Genomic DNA, 20,363 nt, shown 5'->3' with positions numbered 1-20,363 from the left:
CAGAATGCCCGTTCCCGTCACTGTGCTCACCGGCTTTCTCGGCGCCGGCAAGACGACGCTCCTGCGTGCCCTGCTTCGCGATCCGGGCGGACTGAAGATCGCCGTGCTCGTCAACGATTTCGGCGAGATCAACATCGACGCGGCGCTGGTCGTCGAGGGTCAGGCCGACAGTCTCACCCTGTCCAACGGCTGCGTCTGCTGCACCATCCAGACCGAGCTGGTCGAGGCGATCGAGAAACTCCTGCGAGACCGCCCAGATCTCGACCGTATCGTCATCGAGGCCAGCGGCGTCTCGCGCTCACTGCCGCTCACCGATCTGGTGGAAAGCGAGGCGCTGGCCGGGCGCATCCGGCTCGACGGGATGTTCTGCCTGGTCGATGCGGCGGGATTTCCCGAGCTTGATTTCGCCGCCACCGAGCTTGCGCTCGACCAGATCACCGGCGCCGACGTGATCTTGCTCAACAAGGCCGATCTTGTCACCGAGGCGGAGATGGCCGCCTTGAAGAGCCGTCTTTCGGGTGTGCAGGGATCGGCGCGCATGCTGCCCTGCGTCGCCGCCGAGCTGCCGCACGAGTTGCTCTTCGGATCGGTCGCGCGGGCCGCGCCGCATCCCCACGACCACGGTCCCGGCTGTGGCTGCGGTCATCATCACGCTCCCGAAGAGCACCTCTCCGCCTTCACCTCCTGGTCCTGGCGCAGCACAGAACCGCTCGATGAGGCCCGGCTCCGCCGCACCCTGCGCGACATCGGCCGCGGCTTGCTCCGCGCCAAGGGGGTGCTGCGCGTGGCGCGCGTCGATGGCCGCATCGCCGCGCTCGAATACCAGCAGGTCGGTCGCCGCGCGCGCTGGACCGAGCTGCCACCGGGGACCGAGGCCACAGAAAGCCTTCTCGTCACCATCGGGCTCGGCGACGGCGTCGACCCGGAGCGCTTCTCCGCCTTGCTCGAGACCTGCCGGGACGGGGTCGCCGCCTGAGGCGCCCTGCAGCCCATTCACCCCACAGAGGATACGGATCATGACGATCGGCGTAGGGGGATCGACCCCCGCACAGGAATTCGCGAAGATGGCGGACCGCACGGGCGGAGTCACCCTCATCGACAATGACGACCGCGCGGCCCGCATCGCCGCGGCGCAGGCGCTGATGCGCGAGACGGGGATCGACGCGCTCTATCTCGATACCTCGGTCAACCTGACCTATTTCACCGGCATCAGCCTGAAGCTGACCGAGCGGCTGCATGGTGCGCTGATCCCCGCGGAGGGGCCGATCGTCTATCTCAGTCCAGCCTTTGAGGAACCCAAGACCCACTCGATGCTGAAGATCCCGGGCGAGATCCGCTGCTGGGAAGAACATGAGGACCCCGCGCATCTGGTCGCCGACAGCCTTGAGGCCATGGGGTATGCCAAGGGCACCGTTGCCATCGACCCCCACGCGCCCTTCTTCAACGTCGATGGCCTGCGCAAGCACGCAAACCGCTACGATCTGGTCAACGGCGCGCAGATCACCGGCGCCCTGCGGTCGGTCAAAACCCCGCGCGAGATCGCGCTGATGCAGCGCTCGAACGATATCGCGCTCGAGGTCCACAAGGCCGCGGCCCGCATCCTGCACGCTGGCATCACCACGCCCGAGGTCGAGGAATTCATCCTCGAAGCCTTCCGCCGTCTCGGTGGTAAGGTCCCCCCCGAGCGGCCGGCCCATCGTGCTCTTCGGCGAGGCCACCGCCTATCCGCATGGGGTCGACTATCCCCAGACCCTCGTCGAGGGCGACATGGTGCTGATCGATATCGGCTGCTTCGTCGGGGACTATCGCTCCGACATGACCCGAAGCTACGTCTTCGGCACCCCGAGCGACCGGCAACGCGAGGTCTGGGAGCTTGAACTCGCCGCGCAGGCCGCCGGTTTCGCCGCGGCGCTTCCTGGGAACCCCTGCGAGGCCGTGGACAAGAGCGCACGCAGCCTGATCGAAGCCGCACCCGGCTTCGAGAGCGATTACAAGACCCCCGGATTGCCGCACCGCACCGGTCACGGCATCGGGCTTGAGGTCCACGAGGAAAGCTTCATCGTCCGGGGCAACAACCGGCCATTGGAAACCGGCATGTGCTTCTCGATCGAGCCGATGATCTGCATCTATGGCGCCTTCGGCATCCGCCTCGAGGATTGCGCCTATATCGCCGAAGACGGTCCGCGCTGGTTCACCAAGCCCTGTCACAGCATCGATGACCCATTCGGCTACGAGGTCATGGCCGAGGCCTGACCCAAGTTGATCACCGCTGAAGCGGCGCTCCCCCGGCCCGGCCGGGGGGGCGTGCTGTCCCTTTGTCCCGACCGCGAGGAATTCCCATGGAGATGACGCCGATCCACCATCCGCCACACCCCGAGGAAATCTCGGGGCGCCTGTCGCGGCTGCAGGCCGAAATGGCGGCACAGGGGCTCGACTGGTACGTCTCCTTCCAGCCGGACAACGTCTATTACCTCACGAATTTCGCCAACTTCGTGCACGAGCGGCCCTTCGTCCTCTTGGTCCCCGCCAGTGGCATGCCGGTCTTCGTGGTCCCGAAGCTGGAGATCCCGCATGTGGAAAGCCGCGCCATTGGCGCGCTGACATTGCTGGACTACGTCGAGTTCCCCGCGCCCGAGGGCGGCAACTGGTTCGACAAGCTGGCCGAGGCCCTCGGGGACGGCGGGCGCGTCGGCGTGGAGTCGGTCTGCCAGATGCAAATTCTCGAGGCCATCAGGGGCGAGCGCGTCCGGACCGACATCATCGACGATTTGCGCATGGTGAAGACGCCCTATGAAATCGGCCGCATGCTGCGGGCGGGCCAGATCGCCTCGGCCGCGATGGCCGACATGCTCGCTACGGCAACTCCGGGCCGGTCGCTGGGCGAGGTCACTGCCGCGGCAAACCGGCTGATCTACGCGGCCATGGTCGCCGACAACCCCTCGATCAACCCGCAGGCCACCAAGCTCACCTCGGTCTTCCATCCGGCGCAATATTCGCACGATCCGCACAACTTCGGCGATCTGGACATGCGCATGCAGCACGGCGGTCCGCATGTCGGCATCATCAACGCGGTGATGGATGGCTACGGCGCGGAAATCGAACGGACCTTCTTTCTCGGAGAGGTGCCGGACGCTGCCCGCAAGCCATATGAGGTGATGATGCAGGCGCGCCATTTGGTCTTCGAACTGGTCAAACCCGGCGTTGTGATGTCCGAGGTCGACGCGCGGGTGAACGCGCTTTTCCGTGCAGCGGGCTACGGGCAGAACCTCTTGCACCGCGCCGGTCACGGGATGGGCGTCACCGCGCATGAGGCCCCTTTCCTCGCCGAGGGCGACGGCAGGGTGCTGGCGGCGGGCATGTGCTTCACCGTCGAACCGGGCATCTACTTTCCCGGCATCGGCGGTTTCCGCCACTCCGACACGATCCTCGTCACCGAGACCGGCAACCTCCGCCTGACCGACGGACCGGACAGCCTCGAGGACATGACCCTCTGACAGTGGCGGGCGCGCGCGACCTGCTCTTTGCGGGCTTCGGAGATGCATCTGTCATTTGCACTTCGCCCGGAAATCCCCTTCGATGCGGGGGGGCAAGGCACACATCCGGGCTGTGCAGGACGCCGAGAGGACGAGGTGGAAAGATGAATTTCATCGGCATCGACGTGGGCACCGGAAGTGCGCGCGCCGGGGTGTTCGACGCGGAGGGAAACCTGCTCGCCTCTGGCGGCCGCGAGATCGCCATGTGGCGGCCCCGACCGGACTGGGCGCAGCAGAGCAGCACCGACATCTGGGAGGCGATCTGCACCGCGGTGCGCGAGGCCGTATCCACCTCGGGCATCCGCCCTGCGGAGGTGGCGGGCCTCGGCTTCGACGCCACCTGCTCTCTGGTACTGGCTGATGCCGATGACCGACCGGTTTCAGTGGACCCCGGGGAGGCGCCCGAACAGGATATCCTCGTCTGGATGGACCACCGGGCGCTGTCGGACGCCGAGGAGATCAATGCCATCGGCGGTGCTCCGCTGCGCCACGTAGGCGAAGCGATCAGCCCCGAGATGCAGATGCCCAAGTTGCGCTGGCTGCAGCGCGAGATGCCCGAGCGTTTCGCCCGCGCCGCACATCTGTGGGATTTGCCCGACTGGCTGGTCTGGCGCGCCTGCGGAAGTCGGGCACGCTCGCTCTGTTCGCTGGTCTGCAAATGGACCTATCTCGGCCATCTCGGCCTCGGCGGTGAGGGCTGGGACGATGGCTTCCTTTCGGCCATCGGCCTCGAGGCGCTGACCGGCCCCGGGGGCCACGCCCGCATCGGCGCCGAGATTGCCGCACCCGGCACCCGGCTCGGCGGGTTGACGGCGCAGGCTGCCGCCGAGCTTGGCCTGCCCGAGGGCATCGCGGTCGGCGCGAGCTTGATCGACGCATATGCCGGCGCGCTCGGCACGCTTGGCGCGGGCAGCACGCAGAGCCTCGCGATGATCGCCGGGACCTCGACCTGCCACATCGCGGTGACCGGCGAACCGGCTTATGTTCCGGGCGTCTGGGGCCCATATTTCGGCGCGCTGTTGCCCGGGCTCTGGATCAACGAGGGCGGTCAGTCGGCGGCGGGGGCGCTGATCGACGCGATGCTCGCCCGCCACGGGGCTTTCCCTGCGCTGAGGGCAGAGGCCATGGCCGCGGGCCAGCACCCCGCCGCCCTTCTCGACACACGGCTCGCCGAGATGGGAAAGGAGAGCGCCACGCTCACCCGTGCCCGCCACGTCCAGCCAGACGCGCATGGCAACCGCTCGCCGCTGGCCGCGCCCTGGCGCAGAGGCGGCATCGACGGGATCACGCTCGACACCGGGCGGGACGATCTGGCGCTCGACTACCTCGCGACGCTGCAGGCGCTCGCCTATGGCACGCGGCACATATTGGACGAGATGCGCGCCGCCGGGGCCGGGATCGGCAGCATCGTCGTCTCGGGCGGGCTGGCGAAGAACGCGCTCTACCTGCGCGAGACGGCGGATGCCTGCGGCGTACCGGTGATTGTCCCAAAGACCCCCGAGCCGGTGCTGCTCGGCTCGGCCATGCTGGGCGCGGTGGCGGCGGGAGCGCAGCCGTCGCTTGGCGGGGCGATGCGCGCCATGGCCCCCGCGGTGCAGGAGATCGCCCCGCGCGGCGGCGAGATCGCTGCCTACCACGATGCCAAGTACCGCGTGTTCCGCCGGATGCAGGCGGACCACGCGGCCTATCGCGAGATCATGGCGGCGAGCTGAAGTCCCGCACCCTGAATGTGCCGCCTACAGAAACGCCCCTGACAGCGCCGGGGCGTTTCTCGTCAACCGCGGCAGCTCACTCGGTGATCGCGGCCTTCACCTTCGCGACCTCTTCGGGCGACATGGTGCCCGAGGTCACCACCTCGCCATCGGTGATCTTCCAAAGGCGGAACGGTCCGGTGATGTCGCCGTACTGGTCGAAGACCACCGGGCCGATCACGCCTTCGTAGCGGATTTTCTCGCCAGCCTTGATCAACTCGAGCGCCTTCTCGAACTCCTCGGGACCGGCGTAGATCGGCTCTCCCTCGGTGCCAGTAACCTGCGGGATCGCGTCGCGGATCGCCTCGGCCGAGGCCTCGCCCGCCTGCGCGATGGCCAGCGCGACGATAGCACCGGCATCATAGGAGCGGTCCGCCGCCGGCGCGTCGGGTGCGATGCCGCCGGAGAACGCGGCGAAATTGTCGTAGAAATAGGTGGTCGATGCGGTTTCCGACGTGCCCGAGGACGTACCGTAGGCGCCGTTGAGATATTGCGCGCCCACAGCGCTGATGAAGTCCGACGAGTTCATGCCGTCGTTCAGCAGGAAGCTCTGCGGTCGGCCGGAGGAGATCCACGCCCGCGCGATGGTCGCTCCATCGACCGGGTAGGAGATCAGATAGAGGCTCTCGGGGTTGCCCTTGAGCGCGGCGGTCGCCTCCGAGGAATAGTTCGCCTGCTTCTCGTTGTACGGCGTGACCGAGGTGATTTCGCCGCCGAGCGCCTCGTAGGTCTTCTTGAATTCCCGCATCATGTTGACGCCGAAATCATTGTTCACGTGGATGATCGCGAGCTTCTTGAGCCCCTGGTCGATGGCATATTGCGCCGCCGCCGTGCCCTGCAGCGCATCCGAGGTGATGGTGCGGAAGAAGTAGCCGCCGGTCTTGCCGTCCTGGCCGAGCTGGGTCAGCGTCGGCGACGACGACGCCGGCGAGACCTGCACCACGCCCGCGGGACCGGTGACCGAGGTCAGGATCGGGATCGAGACCGAGGAAATGATGCCGCCGATCAGCACCGGCACCTTGCCGATGTTGACCAGCTGCGTCGCCTGATCGACGGCGACATTGCCCTGGCTCTGGCTGTCGCGGGTGTCCGAGGTGATCTTGCAGCCCAGCACGCCGCCGGCCTCGTTGATGTCGCGGAAGGCCATGTCCACGGCCTTTGCCCCGGCCTGGCCGTAAACGCCGGCGGGACCGGTCAGCTCCATGACCATGCCGACCTCGACCTCGCAGTCCTGGGCCATGGCCCCGGTCGCCAGAGCGGCAGTAGCCGCAGAGGCAAGAAGAAGATGTTTCATTTCAGGATGCTCCTGTTGGAAGGTGCCCGCTCTGGGCTGGGATCGGAGGCTCAGGCCTCTTCTTTGTTGAGGTTGTACTTCATGATCGAGCCGTGGCGCCCGTGGCGGTCGCGCTCCAGCGTGTAGACATCACCTTCGAGTTGCCGGGCCTGCGCCAGCACAGCGTCGATCGCGGCCATGTCGGCCCCGGTCAGCACGATCTCTCCGACCTTCAGGTTCGCGGCGAGGTGGCTGCGGTTGCGCGCCCCGACGATGACCCCGGCCACCTGCGGCCGGGTCAGTACCGCGGCAGAGGCCACGGTCGCCACGTCGCAGCCATGGGTGTCGGCGATGGCGCGCAGGGTTTCCAGAAGGCTCTGGAACAGGTCCCAGCCGCCGAAATCTTCGATGATCAGGTGGTACTTGGTCAGCGAGCGGTTCTCCATCTCGCCCTCGGGATCGGCCTGGCCGAGCCAGCGGTCCGACAGGAAGCCGCCCGCGACGGTGCCATAGCAAAGGAAGCGCATCCCCTCCTGCGCCGCCAGCGCCGCCATGCGCTTCTCGGGGCGGCGGTCGAGCAGCGAGTACTGCGTCTGCAGCGTCGCCAGCCGGATGCCCGCGCCGAACATGGTCGCCACGTGGTCGGTGTCGAAGTTGGTGCCCGAGAGCAGGTGGATCAGCCCCTCGTCCTGGAATTCCTTGAGCCACTGCGCCGCCTGCAGCCAGTCGCCCTGCGCGTAATCCCACCAGTGGAACTGCACGAGGTCGAGCCGCTGGACCCCGAGCCGCACCGCCGAGCGGGCCACGGTCTCGCGCAGCATGGGCCGGGTCAGCCGGCCGAGCTTGTCGAGGTCGGGCACGCATTTGGTATGCACGCGGATCCGCGCCAGCGCCTCGGCGCCGTGGCGGTTGCCGTATTCGGCGCGGAAGGCGCCGATGATCTCCTCGACGCCGGTGTAGATGTCGGCGCAGTCAAAGGTGGTGATCCCGGCCTCGGCGGCGGCGATCAGGTCCTCGACCGCCTCGGCATGGTCGATCTCGCCATGGCCCCCGGCCAACTGCCAGCCGCCGCGGATCACGCGAGAAATCTCGTAGCCGGGGGCGAGGGTGGTGCGCGGCATGGTCATGTCAGGTCTCCTTGGGCAGAGATGCGGCGGGCAACGGGACGGCGGTGGTCTCGGCATGGCTGAACCGCCGCTTGCCGGTCCGCGTGATGCGCAGCCGGGTTGAGCAGTTGGGATCCGGGCAGGCCACCTCCGCGTCGGTGCTCATCCAGTCGTTGGGGTGGGTCTGGCGCTGCTTCGCCGCGAGCAGTGGCAGCACGGAGGCCAGCGAGTAGATCGAGAACCCCTGCCCGGGCGGCAGGTAGAGCATCTCTCCGCGCAGCTCGAACCAGTCTCCGGGCTTGGCGTTGCAATAGATCGCGCCGCCCTCGGGCGCGACCACCTCGATCCTCAGATCCCAGAGTTCGAAGCTGTCGTCAGTCATCTTGGGCCCTCTTCATGTCGGCGCGGATCAGGTCGAAGGACTGGGTGATGTCGGCGTGCAGCGCGGCCACGGCCGCCTCGGCATCACGCGCCTCGAGCGCGGCGATCAGCGCCCAGTGGTGGTGCACCGCGGTCAGGGACGGGTTGCGCCCGTAAATAATTGCAGAAGCCCGTACGAAGGGCCCTGACTGCATCCAGAGGCTGCGCACGATGGGCAGAAGCACCTCGGAGCCGGCAGCGCGGTAGATCGTGAAGTGGAAATCATTGTTCAGCACCGAGGTCTCGGTGGCATGTTCGGCATCGAGCCGCACGAAGGCCTCTTCGCAGGCCTGCGTCTGCTGCCGCAGCAGATCGACCGTTTCGGCATTAATCTGCACCGCGGCGAGGCGCACCAGCTCGCCCTCGATCAGGCAGCGGGCGCGCGAGAGGTCGTCGAGACGCGCCTCGGTGATCAGCGGCACCCGGGTCGAGCGGTTCGGCATGACCTCCAGCGCGCCTTCCGTTACCAGCCGGCCAAGCGCCTCGCGCACCGGCATGATCGACACGCCCAGCGTGTCGGCCACGGCCTGCATGCGCAGCACCTGCCCCGCGGCAAAGGCCCCGTGGATCAGCGATTTGGTCAGTTCCTCGTAGACTCGCTGCTGCAGAGAAGCGCGTCCCACGCGCCCCAGCCCGGGCACCGCCACGTTGTCCGTTTGGGAGTCGTTCATCTGTCCTCGCCGTGCCGTTCAGTTGTTTTTGGCTTGCATCCGAGATCCGTGTCAATAATCTTTGATCAAAGATACAATTATGCCGAGTGCAATGCCGGTCCCGGCGTCCATAGGGAAAGTGGAATGGAAACGATCCGAGGCGCGGTCCTTTCGGCGCATGGCCTTTGCCGCAGCTTCCAGGGGAACCGCGCGGTGGACGACATGTCCCTCTCGCTGGCCCCGGGCGAGCTGCTGGGCCTGATCGGACCGAATGGTGCGGGCAAGACCACCATGTTCAACATGCTCGCGGGCTCTCTTCAGCCCTCTGCCGGGCGGATCGAACTCATGGGCAGTGACGTGACCGCCGAGGGCGCCGAGAAGCGCCTGGGCCGCGGGCTCGGACGCACCTTCCAGATCCCCCGCCCCTTCCCGCGGATGAGCGTGCTGGAAAATGTCCTCTGCGGCGCGCAGAAGCAGAGCGGCGAAAGCGTCTTTGGCGCCGCCTTCCGCATCGGCGCCTCGCGCCGGGACGAGGCCCGCGCCCTGGAAAAGGCGCGGCACATCCTCGATTTCCTGCTGCTCTCGTACCTCACCGACCAGCCCGCGAGCGTGCTCTCCGGCGGCCAGCGGAAGCTGCTGGAACTGGCGCGGATCCTCATGGCAGACCCCAAGGTGATCCTGCTCGACGAGCCCGCCGCCGGGGTGAACCCCTCGCTGCTCGAGCAGATCATGGCGCGGATCGTGGACCTCAACACGCAGGGCGTGTCGATCCTGCTGATCGAGCACAATATGGACATGGTGGCGCGGCTTTGCTCGCGCGTCGTGGTCATGGCGCTTGGCCGGGAGTTGGCGCAGGGCGCCCCGGACGCGGTGATCCGCGAGCCCGAGGTGGTGCGCGCGTACCTGGGGGATGCCGCATGAGCGATGTGCTGCGCGTCCGCGATCTCTCGGCCGGGTACCAGCCCGAGCTGGCGATCCTGAAGGGGGTCGATCTGGCGGTGAGCGAGGGCGAATTCGTCGTGCTGCTCGGCCCAAACGGCGCGGGCAAGTCGACACTGGTGAAGACCGTGGCGGGACTGGTGCCCGTGCATGGCGGATCGATCCAGCTGCGCGGCGAGGAGATCTCGGACCTGCCCGCACACCTGCGCCTGCGGCACGGGCTGGCCTTCGTGCCGCAGACCGAGAATATCTTTGCCCGCATGACGATCCGCGAGAACCTTCAGCTCGCCGCGCAGATCCTGCCGAAACCGGCGCGCGCCGAACGGATCGCCGCGATGATGGAGACCTTCCCCGACCTCGCCCGCCGTCCCGGCACCCGCGCTGGCAGCCTTTCGGGCGGGCAGCGGCAAATGCTGGCGGTGGCGCGCGCGCTGATCATCGACCCCGAGGTGCTGATCCTCGACGAACCCTCCGCGGGCCTCTCGCCACTGATGGTCTCGGAAGTCTTCGACCGGCTGCGCGACATCAACGCAAGAGGAACGACAATCTTGTTGGTGGAACAGAACGTGCGCGCCGGCCTCGAGATCGCCAGCCGCGGCGTGGTGCTGGTCGAGGGCCGCGTGGCGCATGATGCCCCCTCAGATGCGCTTACCAATGACCCGATCGTGGCAGACCTCTATCTCGGCGGCCACCAGAAGGAGGCACAGGCATGACGCTGCAGCCGATCATGGACGGGCTGGTCAACGGGGCGATCATCGGTCTCGGCGCCATCGGCGTGACCCTGACCTACGCGATCCTGCGCTTCGCGAACTTCGCCCACGGCGAGCTGTTGAGCTGGGGTGCCTATCTCGCGCTGACGCTCAGCGGCGCGCTCGGAGCGTTGCTGCCCGGGCTGGGGACGTCGCTTGGGCCGTTCAGTTTCGGCTGGTCGGTCCCCATCGCCATGGTGGGGTCTATCCTGCTGACCGCAGCGCTGACGCTTGCCGTGGACTGGCTGCTCTTCGGCCGGCTGCGCCGCTCGGGTGCGGTGACCATCATCCTTGTCATGGCCTCCTTCGGCGCGGCGCTGGCGCTGCGCAACCTGCTGGAGTTCGCCTATACCTCGAGCCCTAAGTACTTCTCGAACGCGCTGCAGATCAGCCGCGAGATCCTGCCCGGCCTGCGCGCCACCCCCGACCAGCTGCTGGTCGTGGCGCTTGGCGTGGTGCTGGTGGTGCTGGTGCACCTGCTGCTGACCCGCACCGCCGCGGGCCGGTCGATGCGCGCGGTGTCGGAGGACCCGCAGCTCTCGGCGCTGGTCGGCATCGACACGCGCGCGGTGATCCGCATGGTCTGGGTCCTTGGCGCGGCGCTGGCCGCGGTGGCGGGGATCATGTCCGGCGTGGTGGTGCAGATCCGGCCCACCATGGGGCATGATTTGCTGCTGCCGCTCTTCGCCGCGGCGATCCTCGGAGGGATCGGCTCGGTTCCGGGGGCGATGCTGGCCGGTCTGATCGTTGGGCTGGCCGAGGCATTGACCGTGCAGGTCATCGGCGCGGAATGGCGTGCTGCCGTGTCCTTCGTCATCCTTGTCGCGGTCCTGCTGCTGCGTCCGCAGGGCATCTTCGGAAAGGTCAGCGCATGATCGACCTGCTCTCCTACGCGGCCTTCTTCCTGACCATGGCGCTGACCTATGCGGTCATCTGCCTCGGACTGAACCTGCAATGGGGCCAGACCGGCCTCTTCAACGTCGGGGTCGCGGGGTTTGTCGCCGTGGGCGCCTATGTCTCGGCGATCCTGACCACCCCGCCGATCGAGGGCCGTCTCGGCGGCTTCGAGCTGCCGATGATCTTTGGATGGCTGGGTGGCGGGCTGGCCGCGGGGCTGCTCTGCCTTGCCATCGGCGCGCTGACGCTGCGGCTGCGCTCGGACTACCTCGCCATCGCCACCTTCGGGGCCGCGGTGGTCATCCAGCTGGCGCTCTTGAACCTCGAGGGGCTGACCGGCGGCCCCTTCGGCGTCGGGTTCATCCCCCGCCCCTTCGGCGCGCTGCAGGGCGATGCCGACCTTTTCGCGCTGTCCAACCTCTCGGTGATGATTGTCACCGTGCTAATCTGCTATCTCGCGCTCGAACACCTCGTCCGCTCCCCCTGGGGCCGCGTGCTGCGAGCGCTGCGCGAGGATGAGACCGCCGCCCGCGCGCTCGGCAAGAACCCGGTGACCTACCGGCTGCAGGCCTTTGCCATCGGCGGCTTCGTGATGGGCATCGGCGGCGCCGCGCAGGGCCATTTCATCGGCTTCATCGCCCCCGACAACTACCTGCCGATCCTGACCTTCCAGGTCTGGACCATGCTGATCGTCGGCGGCTCGGGCAACATGCGCGGCGCGATCCTCGGCGCAGTTCTGGTCTGGGCGATCTGGGCCGTCTCGGGCTCCGCCGTCAGCGCGCTCTTTCCCACCGAGCAGCAGGCCCGCGCCGCCTCGCTGCAGATCGTCATGATCGGCGTTGCGCTCTGCGCCGTGCTGCTGCTGCGCCCGCGCGGCCTCCTCGGCGAGGCCGGAACCCTGCGGCGAGCCAAGACGCGCACCGCCCCCAAGATCTCCGAAGGAACCGAGACCAATGCCTGACACCTCCCTTTCCGCTGGCACTGCCCCTGCCCTGCCGCGCGTCGACCTCGCGCCGGGGCTCAACATCGCGCGGCTCGTCTGCGGGCTGTGGCAGGTCGCCGATCTCGAAAAGGACGGCAGCACGCTCGACCCGGTCGCGGCCGCCGACCGGCTGCAGGCCTATGCCGCCGCGGGCTTCGACAGTTTCGACATGGCCGACCACTACGGCTCGGCCGAGGTCATCACCGGCGAGCTGACCTCGCGCCCCGGCATGGCGCGGGTCACCGCATTCACCAAGTGGTGCCCCGAGCCCGGCCCGATGACCCCCGAGATCGTCCGCGCCGGCATCCAGGACCGGCTTGACCGGCTGCGCACCGACCGCATCGACCTGCTGCAATTTCACTGGTGGAGCTTCGAGGACCCGCGCTGGCTCGACGCCCTGCGCGAAATCGAGGCGCTGCGTTCCGAGGGGCTGATCGGCGCCATCGGGGTCACCAACTTCGATGCTGCACACCTCGAGGTCGCGCTGGCCGAGGGCATCGAGATCGTCTCGAACCAGGTGAGCTTTTCTCTCGTCGACCGCCGTGCAGCCGGCGCACTGACCGCGCTCTGCAAGCGCTCGGGGGTCAAGTTGCTGGCCTATGGCACGCTCTGCGGCGGCTTCATCTCCGAGAAGTGGCTCGGCAAGCCCGAGCCGCGCGACATCCCCGACTGGTCGCGGATGAAGTACAAGCGCTTCATCGACGTGGCCGGGGGATGGCAGCGCTTCCAGGATCTGCTCGCGGCGGCGCATGAGATCGGCCAGAAGCACGGCGTGTCACTGTCCAACGTCGCCTCGCGCTGGGTGCTCGACATCCCCTCGGTTGCGGCGACGATCATCGGCGCCCGCATCACCGAGGCCGAGCACCGCGCCGACAACCTGCAGATCTTCGGCTTCGCGCTCGATACCGAGGATCACGCGAAGCTCGACGCGGTCTTCGCGCGCATGACCATGGTGCCGGGAGACTGCGGCGACGAATACCGCAAGCCGCCCTTCCTGACCGCCTCGGGGGATCTGTCGCATCACCTGAGCGAGATCCCCCCCGGTGCACCCCGCGGTGGCCGATGCCACCCTTCCAGACCGCGCCCGGGTCTTCACCGGCTCAAAGTGGGAGCCGATCGCCGGCTATTGCCGTGCGGTGAAGGTGGGCAACCGGATCCTTGTCTCGGGCACCACCGCGACCCATGGAGACACTCACAACGTCGCCCCCGGAAATGCCGGGGCGCAGGCAACTTATGTGCTCGACAAGATCGTCGCCGCCCTCCGCGCCCATGGCGCCGGTCCCGAACACGTGGTGCGCACCCGGGTCTACCTGATCGACGCCGAGGATTGCGAGCCTGTCTCCATCGCGCATGGGCGCTTCTTCGGAGATCACCCGCCGGCCAACACCCTGCTGCAGGTGGCGCAGCTTATCGGCCCCTATCGGGTGGAGATCGAGGCCGAGGCGATGTTGCCCGGCTGATCCCTTCGACCGCGGCACGGAGTTCGTGTCATGGCCGCACCTGCAGGCCCAGCTCGGAACCCAAACCTGGTTTTGCGACCCATCCTCGCCCTGGCAGAAAGGTGCAGTCGAGAACACCAACCGCCGCCTCCGCCGCTGGCTTCCAAGGCAGCGTGACGTCGCGGCCATGACGGAGCTTGAGCTGAAGCAACTCTGCGACCAGCTCAACAACACGCCCCGCAAATGCCTCGGATGGCGGACCCCGGCCGAGGTCTTCCGAGAAAAGATGATGGAGGAAATGGGCGGGTGCCCCTACCGTCGCAGGTAATGGGAGTCGCGCTTCAAGTAGCGCACACACAATGTTCAAACAGGGAGCCCCGGCGGCTTCCGGCGCGACGCAGCAGCGCGATGGCTCAGGCGCTGCGCCGGTTGAACTGGATCGAGGAAAACAGGGACAAGCCGATGATTGTCGCGCCGAGCAGCCCGGTCACCACCTCGGGCACATGAACCACGCTCTGCGCGAACATGATCATGGAAAGCGCAAGGATCGAGTAGAAGGCGCCATGCTCGAGAAAGCGGAACTCGCTGAGGGTGCGGCGGTCGACCAGCATCAGCGTCATCGAGCGCACATACATGGCTCCGATGCCGAGGCCGATCGCGATCAGGAAGAGGTTCTGGGTCAGCGCGAAGGCCCCGATCACCCCGTCGAAGCTGAAGGATGCGTCAAGCACCTCGAGATAAAGGAAGGCCCCCAGCCCCCCCGGCCCGCGCGGCACTCAGCACCTCGGTCTCGGCGTCGAGCAGATGGCTCAGCGTGTCGACCCCCATGTAGACCACGAGCCCCATGATCGCGGCCCGGTAGAAAGTCGCCTGGTCGTGCACCCCGAGCCCGAGCCCGAAGAGCATCACGAAAAGCAACACCAGCCCATAGGCGACGCCCTTGACCGTGCCGATCGAGCGCATGCGGCACTCGACCCGGGCGATCCAGTCGATGTCCTTGCCCTCGTCGATGAAGAAGGACAATGCCACCATCATCAGGAAGGCGCCCCCGAAGGCGGCAATCGACAGGTGGCTCTCGGACATCAGCCGGGCGTATTCCTGCGGCTCTCGGGCGGCCAGGATCAGCGCATCGATCGGCCCCACATGCGCGGCAATTGCGACCACCGCCAGCGGGAAGACAATGCGCATGCCAAAGACCGCGATGAGAATGCCCCAGGTCAGGAAGCGCCTGCGCCAGAGCGGGTGCATGGTCTTGAGCTTGTTGGCATTGACGATGGCATTATCGAAGCTCAGCGAGATTTCGAGCACCGCAAGCACAGCGCCGATCAGCAGGAACGAGAGCGCCGAGCCGAGCGTACCGCCATAGAGCCAGCCGAGCCAGAAGCTGCCCGCGAGACCCATCCCGGTGACGAGAAACGCCCATTTGAAATAGTGCAATGTGGTGGACATGCCTGCTCTCCAACCCTTGGGTTTCAACCCGCCAGCGCCAGCCGCGCGGCGCGGCGCCCGGCCTGCACGTCCGGGTCGGCGTCGAGACCCGCCGCCAGCAAGCGCTGCGTGTAAAGCTCGCGCGGGCGTTCGAAGATTTCCGTCACCGGCCCCTGCTCGACGATCTCACCCTTCTGCATGACCAGCACCCTGTCGGCGAAATCGCGGACCACCGGCAGGTCATGGGCGATGAAGATGAAAGCGATGCCAAGCTCGTCGCGCAGCCGGCCCAAAAGGTCGATCACCTGCGCCTGGATCGACACGTCGAGCGCCGAGACCGCCTCGTCGCAGATGATCAGCTCGGGCTCGAGCGCCAGCGCGCGGGCAATGGCGATGCGCTGGCGCTGCCCGCCCGAGAACTGGTGCGGGTAGCGGTCGGCGTGCTCGGGCTGCAGACCGACCTGCTCAAGCAGCTCGGTCACCCGCGCCCGCCAGCGCGCCTTTGGTAGGATGTCGCGGTGGATCGCCCAGGCCTCGGAGATGATCTCGAACACCGACATATGCGGCGCGAGCGATTGCGTCGGGTCCTGGAACACCATCTGCAACTGTCGGCGCAGCGGCGCCATCTGCCGGTGCGATTTCTTCAGAAGGTCCTCGCCCTTCCAGAGCGCCTCGCCGCCGCTGGCTTCCTCGAGGCGCAGGATGAGCCGCGCGACGGTGGACTTACCCGATCCGCTCTCCCCCACCACCGCCAGCGTCTCGCCGGCGCGCAGGTCGAAGTCGGCGCATTTGAGCGCGGTGAAGGCGCCGTAGCTCTTGGTTAGCCCGCGCACCTGCAGGATCGGCGCGGGTCTCTCGTCGGCCTGGCGCATGGCACCCTTCCCGGGCGCGGCGGCCAGCAGCTTGCGCGTGTAGGGATGCTGGGCGTTGTGGTAGAGCTCGCGCGGGGTGCCCGTCTCGACGATCCGCCCGCCCTGCATCACCACCGCCCGGTCCGCTGCCTCGGCCACCACCCCCAGATCGTGGGTGATCAGCAAAAGCCCCATGCCGGTCTCTTCCTGCAACTCCTCGAGCAGCGAGAGCACCTCGGCCTGCACCGTCACGTCGAGCGCGGTGGTCGGCTCGTCGGCGATCAGGATGTCTGGCTTCAGCACCAGCGCCATGGCGATCATCAGGCGCTGCCGCTGCCCGCCCGAGAATTGGTGCGGGTATTTCTTCATCGCCGCGTCGGGCTCGGGAATACCGACGCGGCGCATCAGCTCGAGCGTGCGCGCATAGGCGTCGTGCCGGCTCTCGCCATGGGCCATGCCTGCCTCGGCGATCTGCCAGCCCACCGGGTAGACCGGGTTGAGATGGCTCAGCGGGTCCTGGAAAATCATCGCAATGCGCCGGCCGTTGATCTCTCGCCGGGCCTCGCCGCCCAGCGTCAGCAGGTCGCGCCCCTCGAAGAGGATCTGCCCCGAGGTGATCTCGCCCGGCGGGCAGTCGATGAGGTTCATGATCGCCGAGGCCGAGACCGACTTGCCCGAGCCAGACTCGCCGAGGATGGCGAGCGTCTCGCCCCGGTCGAGGTGCCAGGAGATGCCGTTGACCGCGTTCACCACCCCGCGCGCGGTGTGGAAGCGCACCGAAAGGTCGCGCACTTCGAGAAGATGCTCAGCCATTGCGCTTGCCTCCAAGCTCGAGCCGCCAGCGCTGTGTCGGGTTGAGCGCGACACGCATCCAGCCCGAGAGCAGGTTGAGGGACATGGTCGTCAGGATGATCATCAGGCCCGGCCAGAAGGCCAGCCACCAGGCGTTGGTGAGATACTGCCTTCCCTGGCTGACCATGAGGCCCCAGGTGACCTCGGGCGGCTGGATGCCGATGCCGAGGAAGGACAGCGCGGATTCCGCCAGCATGACGAAGGCGAAGTCGAGCGTGGCGATGGTCAGCAGCGTCGGCAGGATCACCGGCAGGATGTGCCGGAAGATGATCCTGGACGTCGAGGCGCCCATCACCTGCGCCGCCTGCACGAACATCCGCTCGCGCACCTCGAGCACCTCGGCGCGAGTGGTCCGCAGGTAGATCGGGATCCGGGTGATCGCCAGCACCAGCACAAGGTTCCCGATCGAGGGCTCGAGCATGTAAAGCACGATTACCGCCAGGAGCAGCGACGGGAAGGACATGATGACATCCGCAAGCCGCATGATCACCTCACCCGTGGTCTTGCCGGCATAGCCGGCAATCAGCCCGAGCGTCGACCCAATCACCATGGACGCGGCCACGGCACCGGCAGCAATGGTCAGGGTGTTCTGCGCCGCCACGATGATCCGCGCCAGCAGCGGACGCCCCAGCGCATCCCCGCCGAGCAGATATAGAAAGCCACGCTCGACCGTAAAGGGCGCGGCATTGCGGGCACGCAAATTCTGTTTCGACGCCACGCCGTCGAGCAGCGCCGGGCCGAAGATCGCAAAGAGCAGCATCAGCATCAGGAACAGGGCCGCGGCAAAGGCGAACTTGTCGGCCCAGAGCATCGCGAAGACACGGCGGATCCTGCCGGGCTCGCGGTGGGGGGGACTGGGAAGGGGCCATGGTGGTCTCGGTGCTTGTAAGGGTCATTGCGGCATCCTCTCAGGTGCGGATGCGCGGATCGAGCAGTGCATAGGCGATGTCGATCAGCAGGTTCATCACGAAGATGGCCAGCGCGGTGACCATGATCGCCGCAAGGATGACGTTGAAGTCTCGCTGCAGGATGCTGTCGATCATCAGCTTGCCGACGCCGGGGAAGCCGAAGATCGTCTCGACCACCACCGCACCGTTGAGCAGCGCCGCGGCCTGGTCGCCGATCACGGTGATCACCGGCAGCATGGCGTTGCGCAGCGTGTGCACGAAGATGATCGGCCGGTTCTTCACGCCCTTGGCCCGGGCGGTCTTCACGTAGGCCGAGCCGAGCGCGGTGATCATCGAGCCGCGCACCACCTGCAGGATCAGGCCGAAGGGACGGATGAAGAGCACCGAGATCGGCAGGATCCAGTGCCAGACCGAGCCGGTTCCCGAGGTCGGCAGCCAGCCGAGCGAGACCGAGAAGAGTACGATTCCGACAATGGCGATCCAGAAATCCGGCGCCGAGGCGCCGATCAGCGACAGCAGCGAAGCAATGCGGTCGAGCGGCGAGCCGATGTTGAAGGCGGCGAGCGAGCCGAGGGCGATGGCCGCCGCGGTGACCAGCGCCATGGTGATCAGCGCCAGCTCGAGCGTCCAGGTAAAGGCCTCGAGAACCACCTCGAGCGCGGGGCGCGCCTTGCGCAAGCTGTCGCCGAAATCGAAGCGCACGAGGTCGGCGAGGTAATGGCCGAACTGCACGAGCACCGGATCGTTGAGCCCGTGAATCTCGCGGAAGTTCTGCCGCATCTCCTCGGAGGCATCGACCGGCAGGTAGAGAGCCGCCGGATCGCCGGTCAGGCGGGACAGGAAGAAGACGAGCACGATCAGCACCATCAGCGAGATGAAACTCGACACGGCGCGTTTTCCCAGCATGGACGACATGAGGGCCTCCCGGGGTCTGCGGAGCCTTGGAGACGCGCGGCACGGGGCCGCGCGCCTGTGGGTCACTTGGGGGTCGCTTACTTGAAGCCGATTTCCGACAGCTGCAGCGAGCTGTTGGTGGCGATGGTCGGCGTGAAGTCCACGCGGCCGCCGACACGGGCATGGCCGACCATATGGAAGAGCAGCACGTCTGCCACCACGTCGTCATGCAGGTAGGCAAAAAGCTCGGACCAAAGCGCGCTGCGCTCTTCACCCGTTGCCGCCGTCGCGGTCTCGATCAGCTCGTCGACCTTGGGATCGTTGATCCCCGACTGCCGCCCCTCGGAATGATACTTGAAGTACATCGAGAAGACCGGATCGCCGCGCGAGTTGTCATGCTGCGCGCCCACAAGGATCGGACGATCCTCGACGTAGGGCTTCGAGTAGTACTGCTCGTGCTCAGCGACCTCGACCATCTGCAGGTCGATGTTGAAGCCGACGTCGGTCAGCATGCCCTGGATCGCCTCGAAGACCTCGGTGGCGCCGGGGAAGTTGCCGGTACGTCCGATCAGCGAGATCGTGGTCTCGACGGGAACGCCGTCAGCCTTGGCCTCTGCCAGAAGCGCGCGAGCCTTGTCGGGATCATAGGGCCAGGCCGTCACGTCCGGGTTCCAGCCCAGCGTGGTCGGCACGTTGATGGCGGTGGCGATCTGCGTGCCCTCGGCGAGGATGGTGCCGATGAAGGCCTCGCGGTCGAGAGCGAGGTTTAGCGCCTCGCGCACCCGCTTGTCGCCCAGCGGCGCAACGTTCTGATCGATCCGCAGGTAGGTCGTTTCCGAGTTCGGGTAGGAGAAATCCATCTCCGGGTCAGTGGCATCGGTGGCCGAGATCGACGGCGCGATATCGGCCTCGCCGGTCTGCACCATGGCGGCGCGCACGGCAGCATCGGTGCGGAAGAGGTAGGTCGCTCCGGTCACCGCGGGTGCCTCGCCCCAGTAATCATCGCGGCGGGCCAGCTTGATGTCCTGCCCCGGGTTCCATTCCGCCAGCATGTAGGGGCCGGTGCCGATGGGATTGCGGGTGAATTCAAGCGGCGTCTCGGAGGGCACGATGGTCAGCAGCGACAGCAGCAGCGGCAGGATCGGCTGCGCCGGCTCGGTGGTGAAATCGATCGTGTGCGCATCGACCACCTTGGGGGTGATATCGATGCCCTCGTAATAGCGCGAGATCTCGCAGGTGATCTGGTCGCTGCCGGCGCGCTCGAAGCTGTGCTTCACGTCCTCGGCGTCGAAATCGCTGCCGTCCGAGAACTTGACCCCCTCACGCAGGTGGAAGCGCCAGGTATTGTCACCGGCCATCTCCCAGCTTTCGGCAAGGCGGGGCATCAGACCCTTGTCGCCGCGCACGTCGAGCTCGGTGAGCGTCTCGGAAATGTTCTGCAGCACGATGCGCCCGATGTTCGAGCGGGTCGCCATGCAGGGCTCGATGACGTCGGCCTCCTCGGCCAGCACGACGGTCACATCGTGATTGTCCTGAGCGAAGGCCGGCGACATCGCCGTGCTGGCCAGCAGTAGCCCGGCAAGGGCCGTGATGTATTTCATTGTGGTGTCCTCCCTGAAAATCCGCCGTGTCAGCCGTTCACCGACCGCCCGGCCACTGCCATTCCGACGCGCTGCCACGGCCGCCGTGGC

At 67.0% G+C, this 20,363-nt stretch carries 16 protein-coding genes and 4 pseudogenes; 11 read left to right on the top strand and 9 right to left on the bottom strand.

Annotated elements, in window-relative coordinates; translation table 11 throughout:
• Window positions 1-4: 4 nt before the first annotated feature.
• The 5 genes and pseudogenes from CLG85_RS00780 (at window position 5) to CLG85_RS00760 (ending at window position 5,245) form a co-directional block, all read left to right on the top strand.
• Window positions 5-976: a CobW family GTP-binding protein gene (locus tag CLG85_RS00780; RefSeq protein ID WP_095882916.1), complete on the top strand. Its 972-nt coding sequence runs from the start codon at window positions 5-7 to the stop codon at window positions 974-976.
• Window positions 977-1,016: 40 nt separating this feature from the next.
• Window positions 1,017-1,511 (top strand): annotated as a pseudogene (locus CLG85_RS27275) (aminopeptidase P family N-terminal domain-containing protein); the annotation flags it as partial.
• 154 nt (window positions 1,512-1,665) lie between these two features.
• Window positions 1,666-2,253, top strand: a complete 588-nt coding sequence (locus tag CLG85_RS00770; RefSeq protein ID WP_311734930.1) for a M24 family metallopeptidase — start codon at window positions 1,666-1,668, stop codon at window positions 2,251-2,253.
• A gap of 86 nt (window positions 2,254-2,339) precedes the next feature.
• On the top strand, window positions 2,340-3,494 hold the full coding sequence (locus CLG85_RS00765; protein ID WP_095882914.1) for a M24 family metallopeptidase: 1,155 nt from the start codon (window positions 2,340-2,342) through the stop codon (window positions 3,492-3,494).
• A gap of 143 nt (window positions 3,495-3,637) precedes the next feature.
• On the top strand, window positions 3,638-5,245 hold the full coding sequence (locus tag CLG85_RS00760) for an FGGY-family carbohydrate kinase (protein WP_260348211.1): 1,608 nt from the start codon (window positions 3,638-3,640) through the stop codon (window positions 5,243-5,245).
• 76 nt (window positions 5,246-5,321) lie between these two features.
• On the opposite strand, the gene CLG85_RS00755 is transcribed toward CLG85_RS00760, so the two are convergent.
• Genes CLG85_RS00755 through CLG85_RS00740 form a run of 4 tightly spaced genes read right to left on the bottom strand, consistent with a single transcriptional unit; the run spans window position 5,322 to window position 8,754 of the window.
• Window positions 5,322-6,578, bottom strand: coding sequence for an ABC transporter substrate-binding protein (locus CLG85_RS00755; RefSeq protein ID WP_095880404.1), 1,257 nt, complete (start codon window positions 6,576-6,578; stop codon window positions 5,322-5,324).
• A 50-nt stretch (window positions 6,579-6,628) separates the two neighbouring features.
• On the bottom strand, window positions 6,629-7,684 hold the full coding sequence (locus CLG85_RS00750; RefSeq protein ID WP_217989670.1) for an aldo/keto reductase: 1,056 nt from the start codon (window positions 7,682-7,684) through the stop codon (window positions 6,629-6,631).
• 1 nt (window position 7,685) lies between these two features.
• A complete protein-coding gene (locus tag CLG85_RS00745; RefSeq protein ID WP_095880403.1) occupies window positions 7,686-8,045 on the bottom strand; it encodes a TIGR04076 family protein in 360 nt (119 codons plus the stop codon).
• The gene (locus tag CLG85_RS00740) at window positions 8,038-8,754 is read right to left on the bottom strand and encodes a GntR family transcriptional regulator (protein WP_095880402.1); all 717 of its coding nucleotides are present in this window, start codon (window positions 8,752-8,754) and stop codon (window positions 8,038-8,040) included. The genes CLG85_RS00745 and CLG85_RS00740 overlap by 8 nt, the downstream gene beginning before the upstream one ends.
• Window positions 8,755-8,877: 123 nt before the next feature.
• Here CLG85_RS00740 and CLG85_RS00735 point away from each other — a divergent pair, with 123 nt between their 5' ends.
• The 6 genes and pseudogenes from CLG85_RS00735 to CLG85_RS00710 form a co-directional block, all read left to right on the top strand.
• Window positions 8,878-9,654 carry an ABC transporter ATP-binding protein gene (locus tag CLG85_RS00735; protein ID WP_095880401.1) on the top strand — a complete coding sequence of 259 codons (777 nt, stop codon included), beginning with the start codon at window positions 8,878-8,880 and terminating at the stop codon, window positions 9,652-9,654.
• Window positions 9,651-10,385 (top strand): ABC transporter ATP-binding protein, encoded by a 735-nt coding sequence (locus CLG85_RS00730; protein WP_095880400.1) that lies wholly within the window; start codon window positions 9,651-9,653, stop codon window positions 10,383-10,385. Before CLG85_RS00735 ends, CLG85_RS00730 begins: the two co-directional genes overlap by 4 nt.
• On the top strand, window positions 10,382-11,296 hold the full coding sequence (locus CLG85_RS00725; RefSeq protein WP_095880399.1) for a branched-chain amino acid ABC transporter permease: 915 nt from the start codon (window positions 10,382-10,384) through the stop codon (window positions 11,294-11,296). The genes CLG85_RS00730 and CLG85_RS00725 overlap by 4 nt, the downstream gene beginning before the upstream one ends.
• The gene (locus tag CLG85_RS00720) at window positions 11,293-12,279 is read left to right on the top strand and encodes a branched-chain amino acid ABC transporter permease (RefSeq protein WP_095880398.1); all 987 of its coding nucleotides are present in this window, start codon (window positions 11,293-11,295) and stop codon (window positions 12,277-12,279) included. Before CLG85_RS00725 ends, CLG85_RS00720 begins: the two co-directional genes overlap by 4 nt.
• Window positions 12,272-13,174: pseudogene (locus CLG85_RS00715) on the top strand (aldo/keto reductase); the annotation flags it as partial. The gene CLG85_RS00720 and the pseudogene CLG85_RS00715, both read left to right, overlap by 8 nt.
• A gap of 590 nt (window positions 13,175-13,764) precedes the next feature.
• A pseudogene (locus CLG85_RS00710) lies at window positions 13,765-14,067 on the top strand (IS30 family transposase); the annotation flags it as partial.
• An 85-nt stretch (window positions 14,068-14,152) separates the two neighbouring features.
• Here CLG85_RS00710 and CLG85_RS00705 read toward each other — a convergent pair.
• The 5 genes and pseudogenes from CLG85_RS00705 to CLG85_RS00685 form a co-directional block, all read right to left on the bottom strand.
• Window positions 14,153-15,188: pseudogene (locus CLG85_RS00705) on the bottom strand (DUF475 domain-containing protein).
• Between the two features lie 23 nt (window positions 15,189-15,211).
• A complete protein-coding gene (locus tag CLG85_RS00700; protein ID WP_095880395.1) occupies window positions 15,212-16,831 on the bottom strand; it encodes an ABC transporter ATP-binding protein in 1,620 nt (539 codons plus the stop codon).
• Window positions 16,824-17,681: an ABC transporter permease gene (locus CLG85_RS00695; RefSeq protein WP_260348200.1), complete on the bottom strand. Its 858-nt coding sequence runs from the start codon at window positions 17,679-17,681 to the stop codon at window positions 16,824-16,826. Before CLG85_RS00695 ends, CLG85_RS00700 begins: the two co-directional genes overlap by 8 nt.
• 97 nt (window positions 17,682-17,778) lie before the next feature.
• Window positions 17,779-18,693 (bottom strand): ABC transporter permease, encoded by a 915-nt coding sequence (locus CLG85_RS00690; protein ID WP_095880394.1) that lies wholly within the window; start codon window positions 18,691-18,693, stop codon window positions 17,779-17,781.
• Between the two features lie 77 nt (window positions 18,694-18,770).
• On the bottom strand, window positions 18,771-20,273 hold the full coding sequence (locus tag CLG85_RS00685; protein WP_095880393.1) for an ABC transporter substrate-binding protein: 1,503 nt from the start codon (window positions 20,271-20,273) through the stop codon (window positions 18,771-18,773).
• Window positions 20,274-20,363: the final 90 nt, after the last annotated feature.

This window comes from Alloyangia mangrovi (assembly GCF_002300555.2).
In the GTDB taxonomy this organism is placed as follows: Bacteria; Pseudomonadota; Alphaproteobacteria; order Rhodobacterales; family Rhodobacteraceae; genus Salipiger; species Salipiger mangrovi.
The sequence above is the reverse complement of the archived record's forward strand: the minus strand, read 5'-3'. Positions and strand labels throughout refer to the sequence as shown.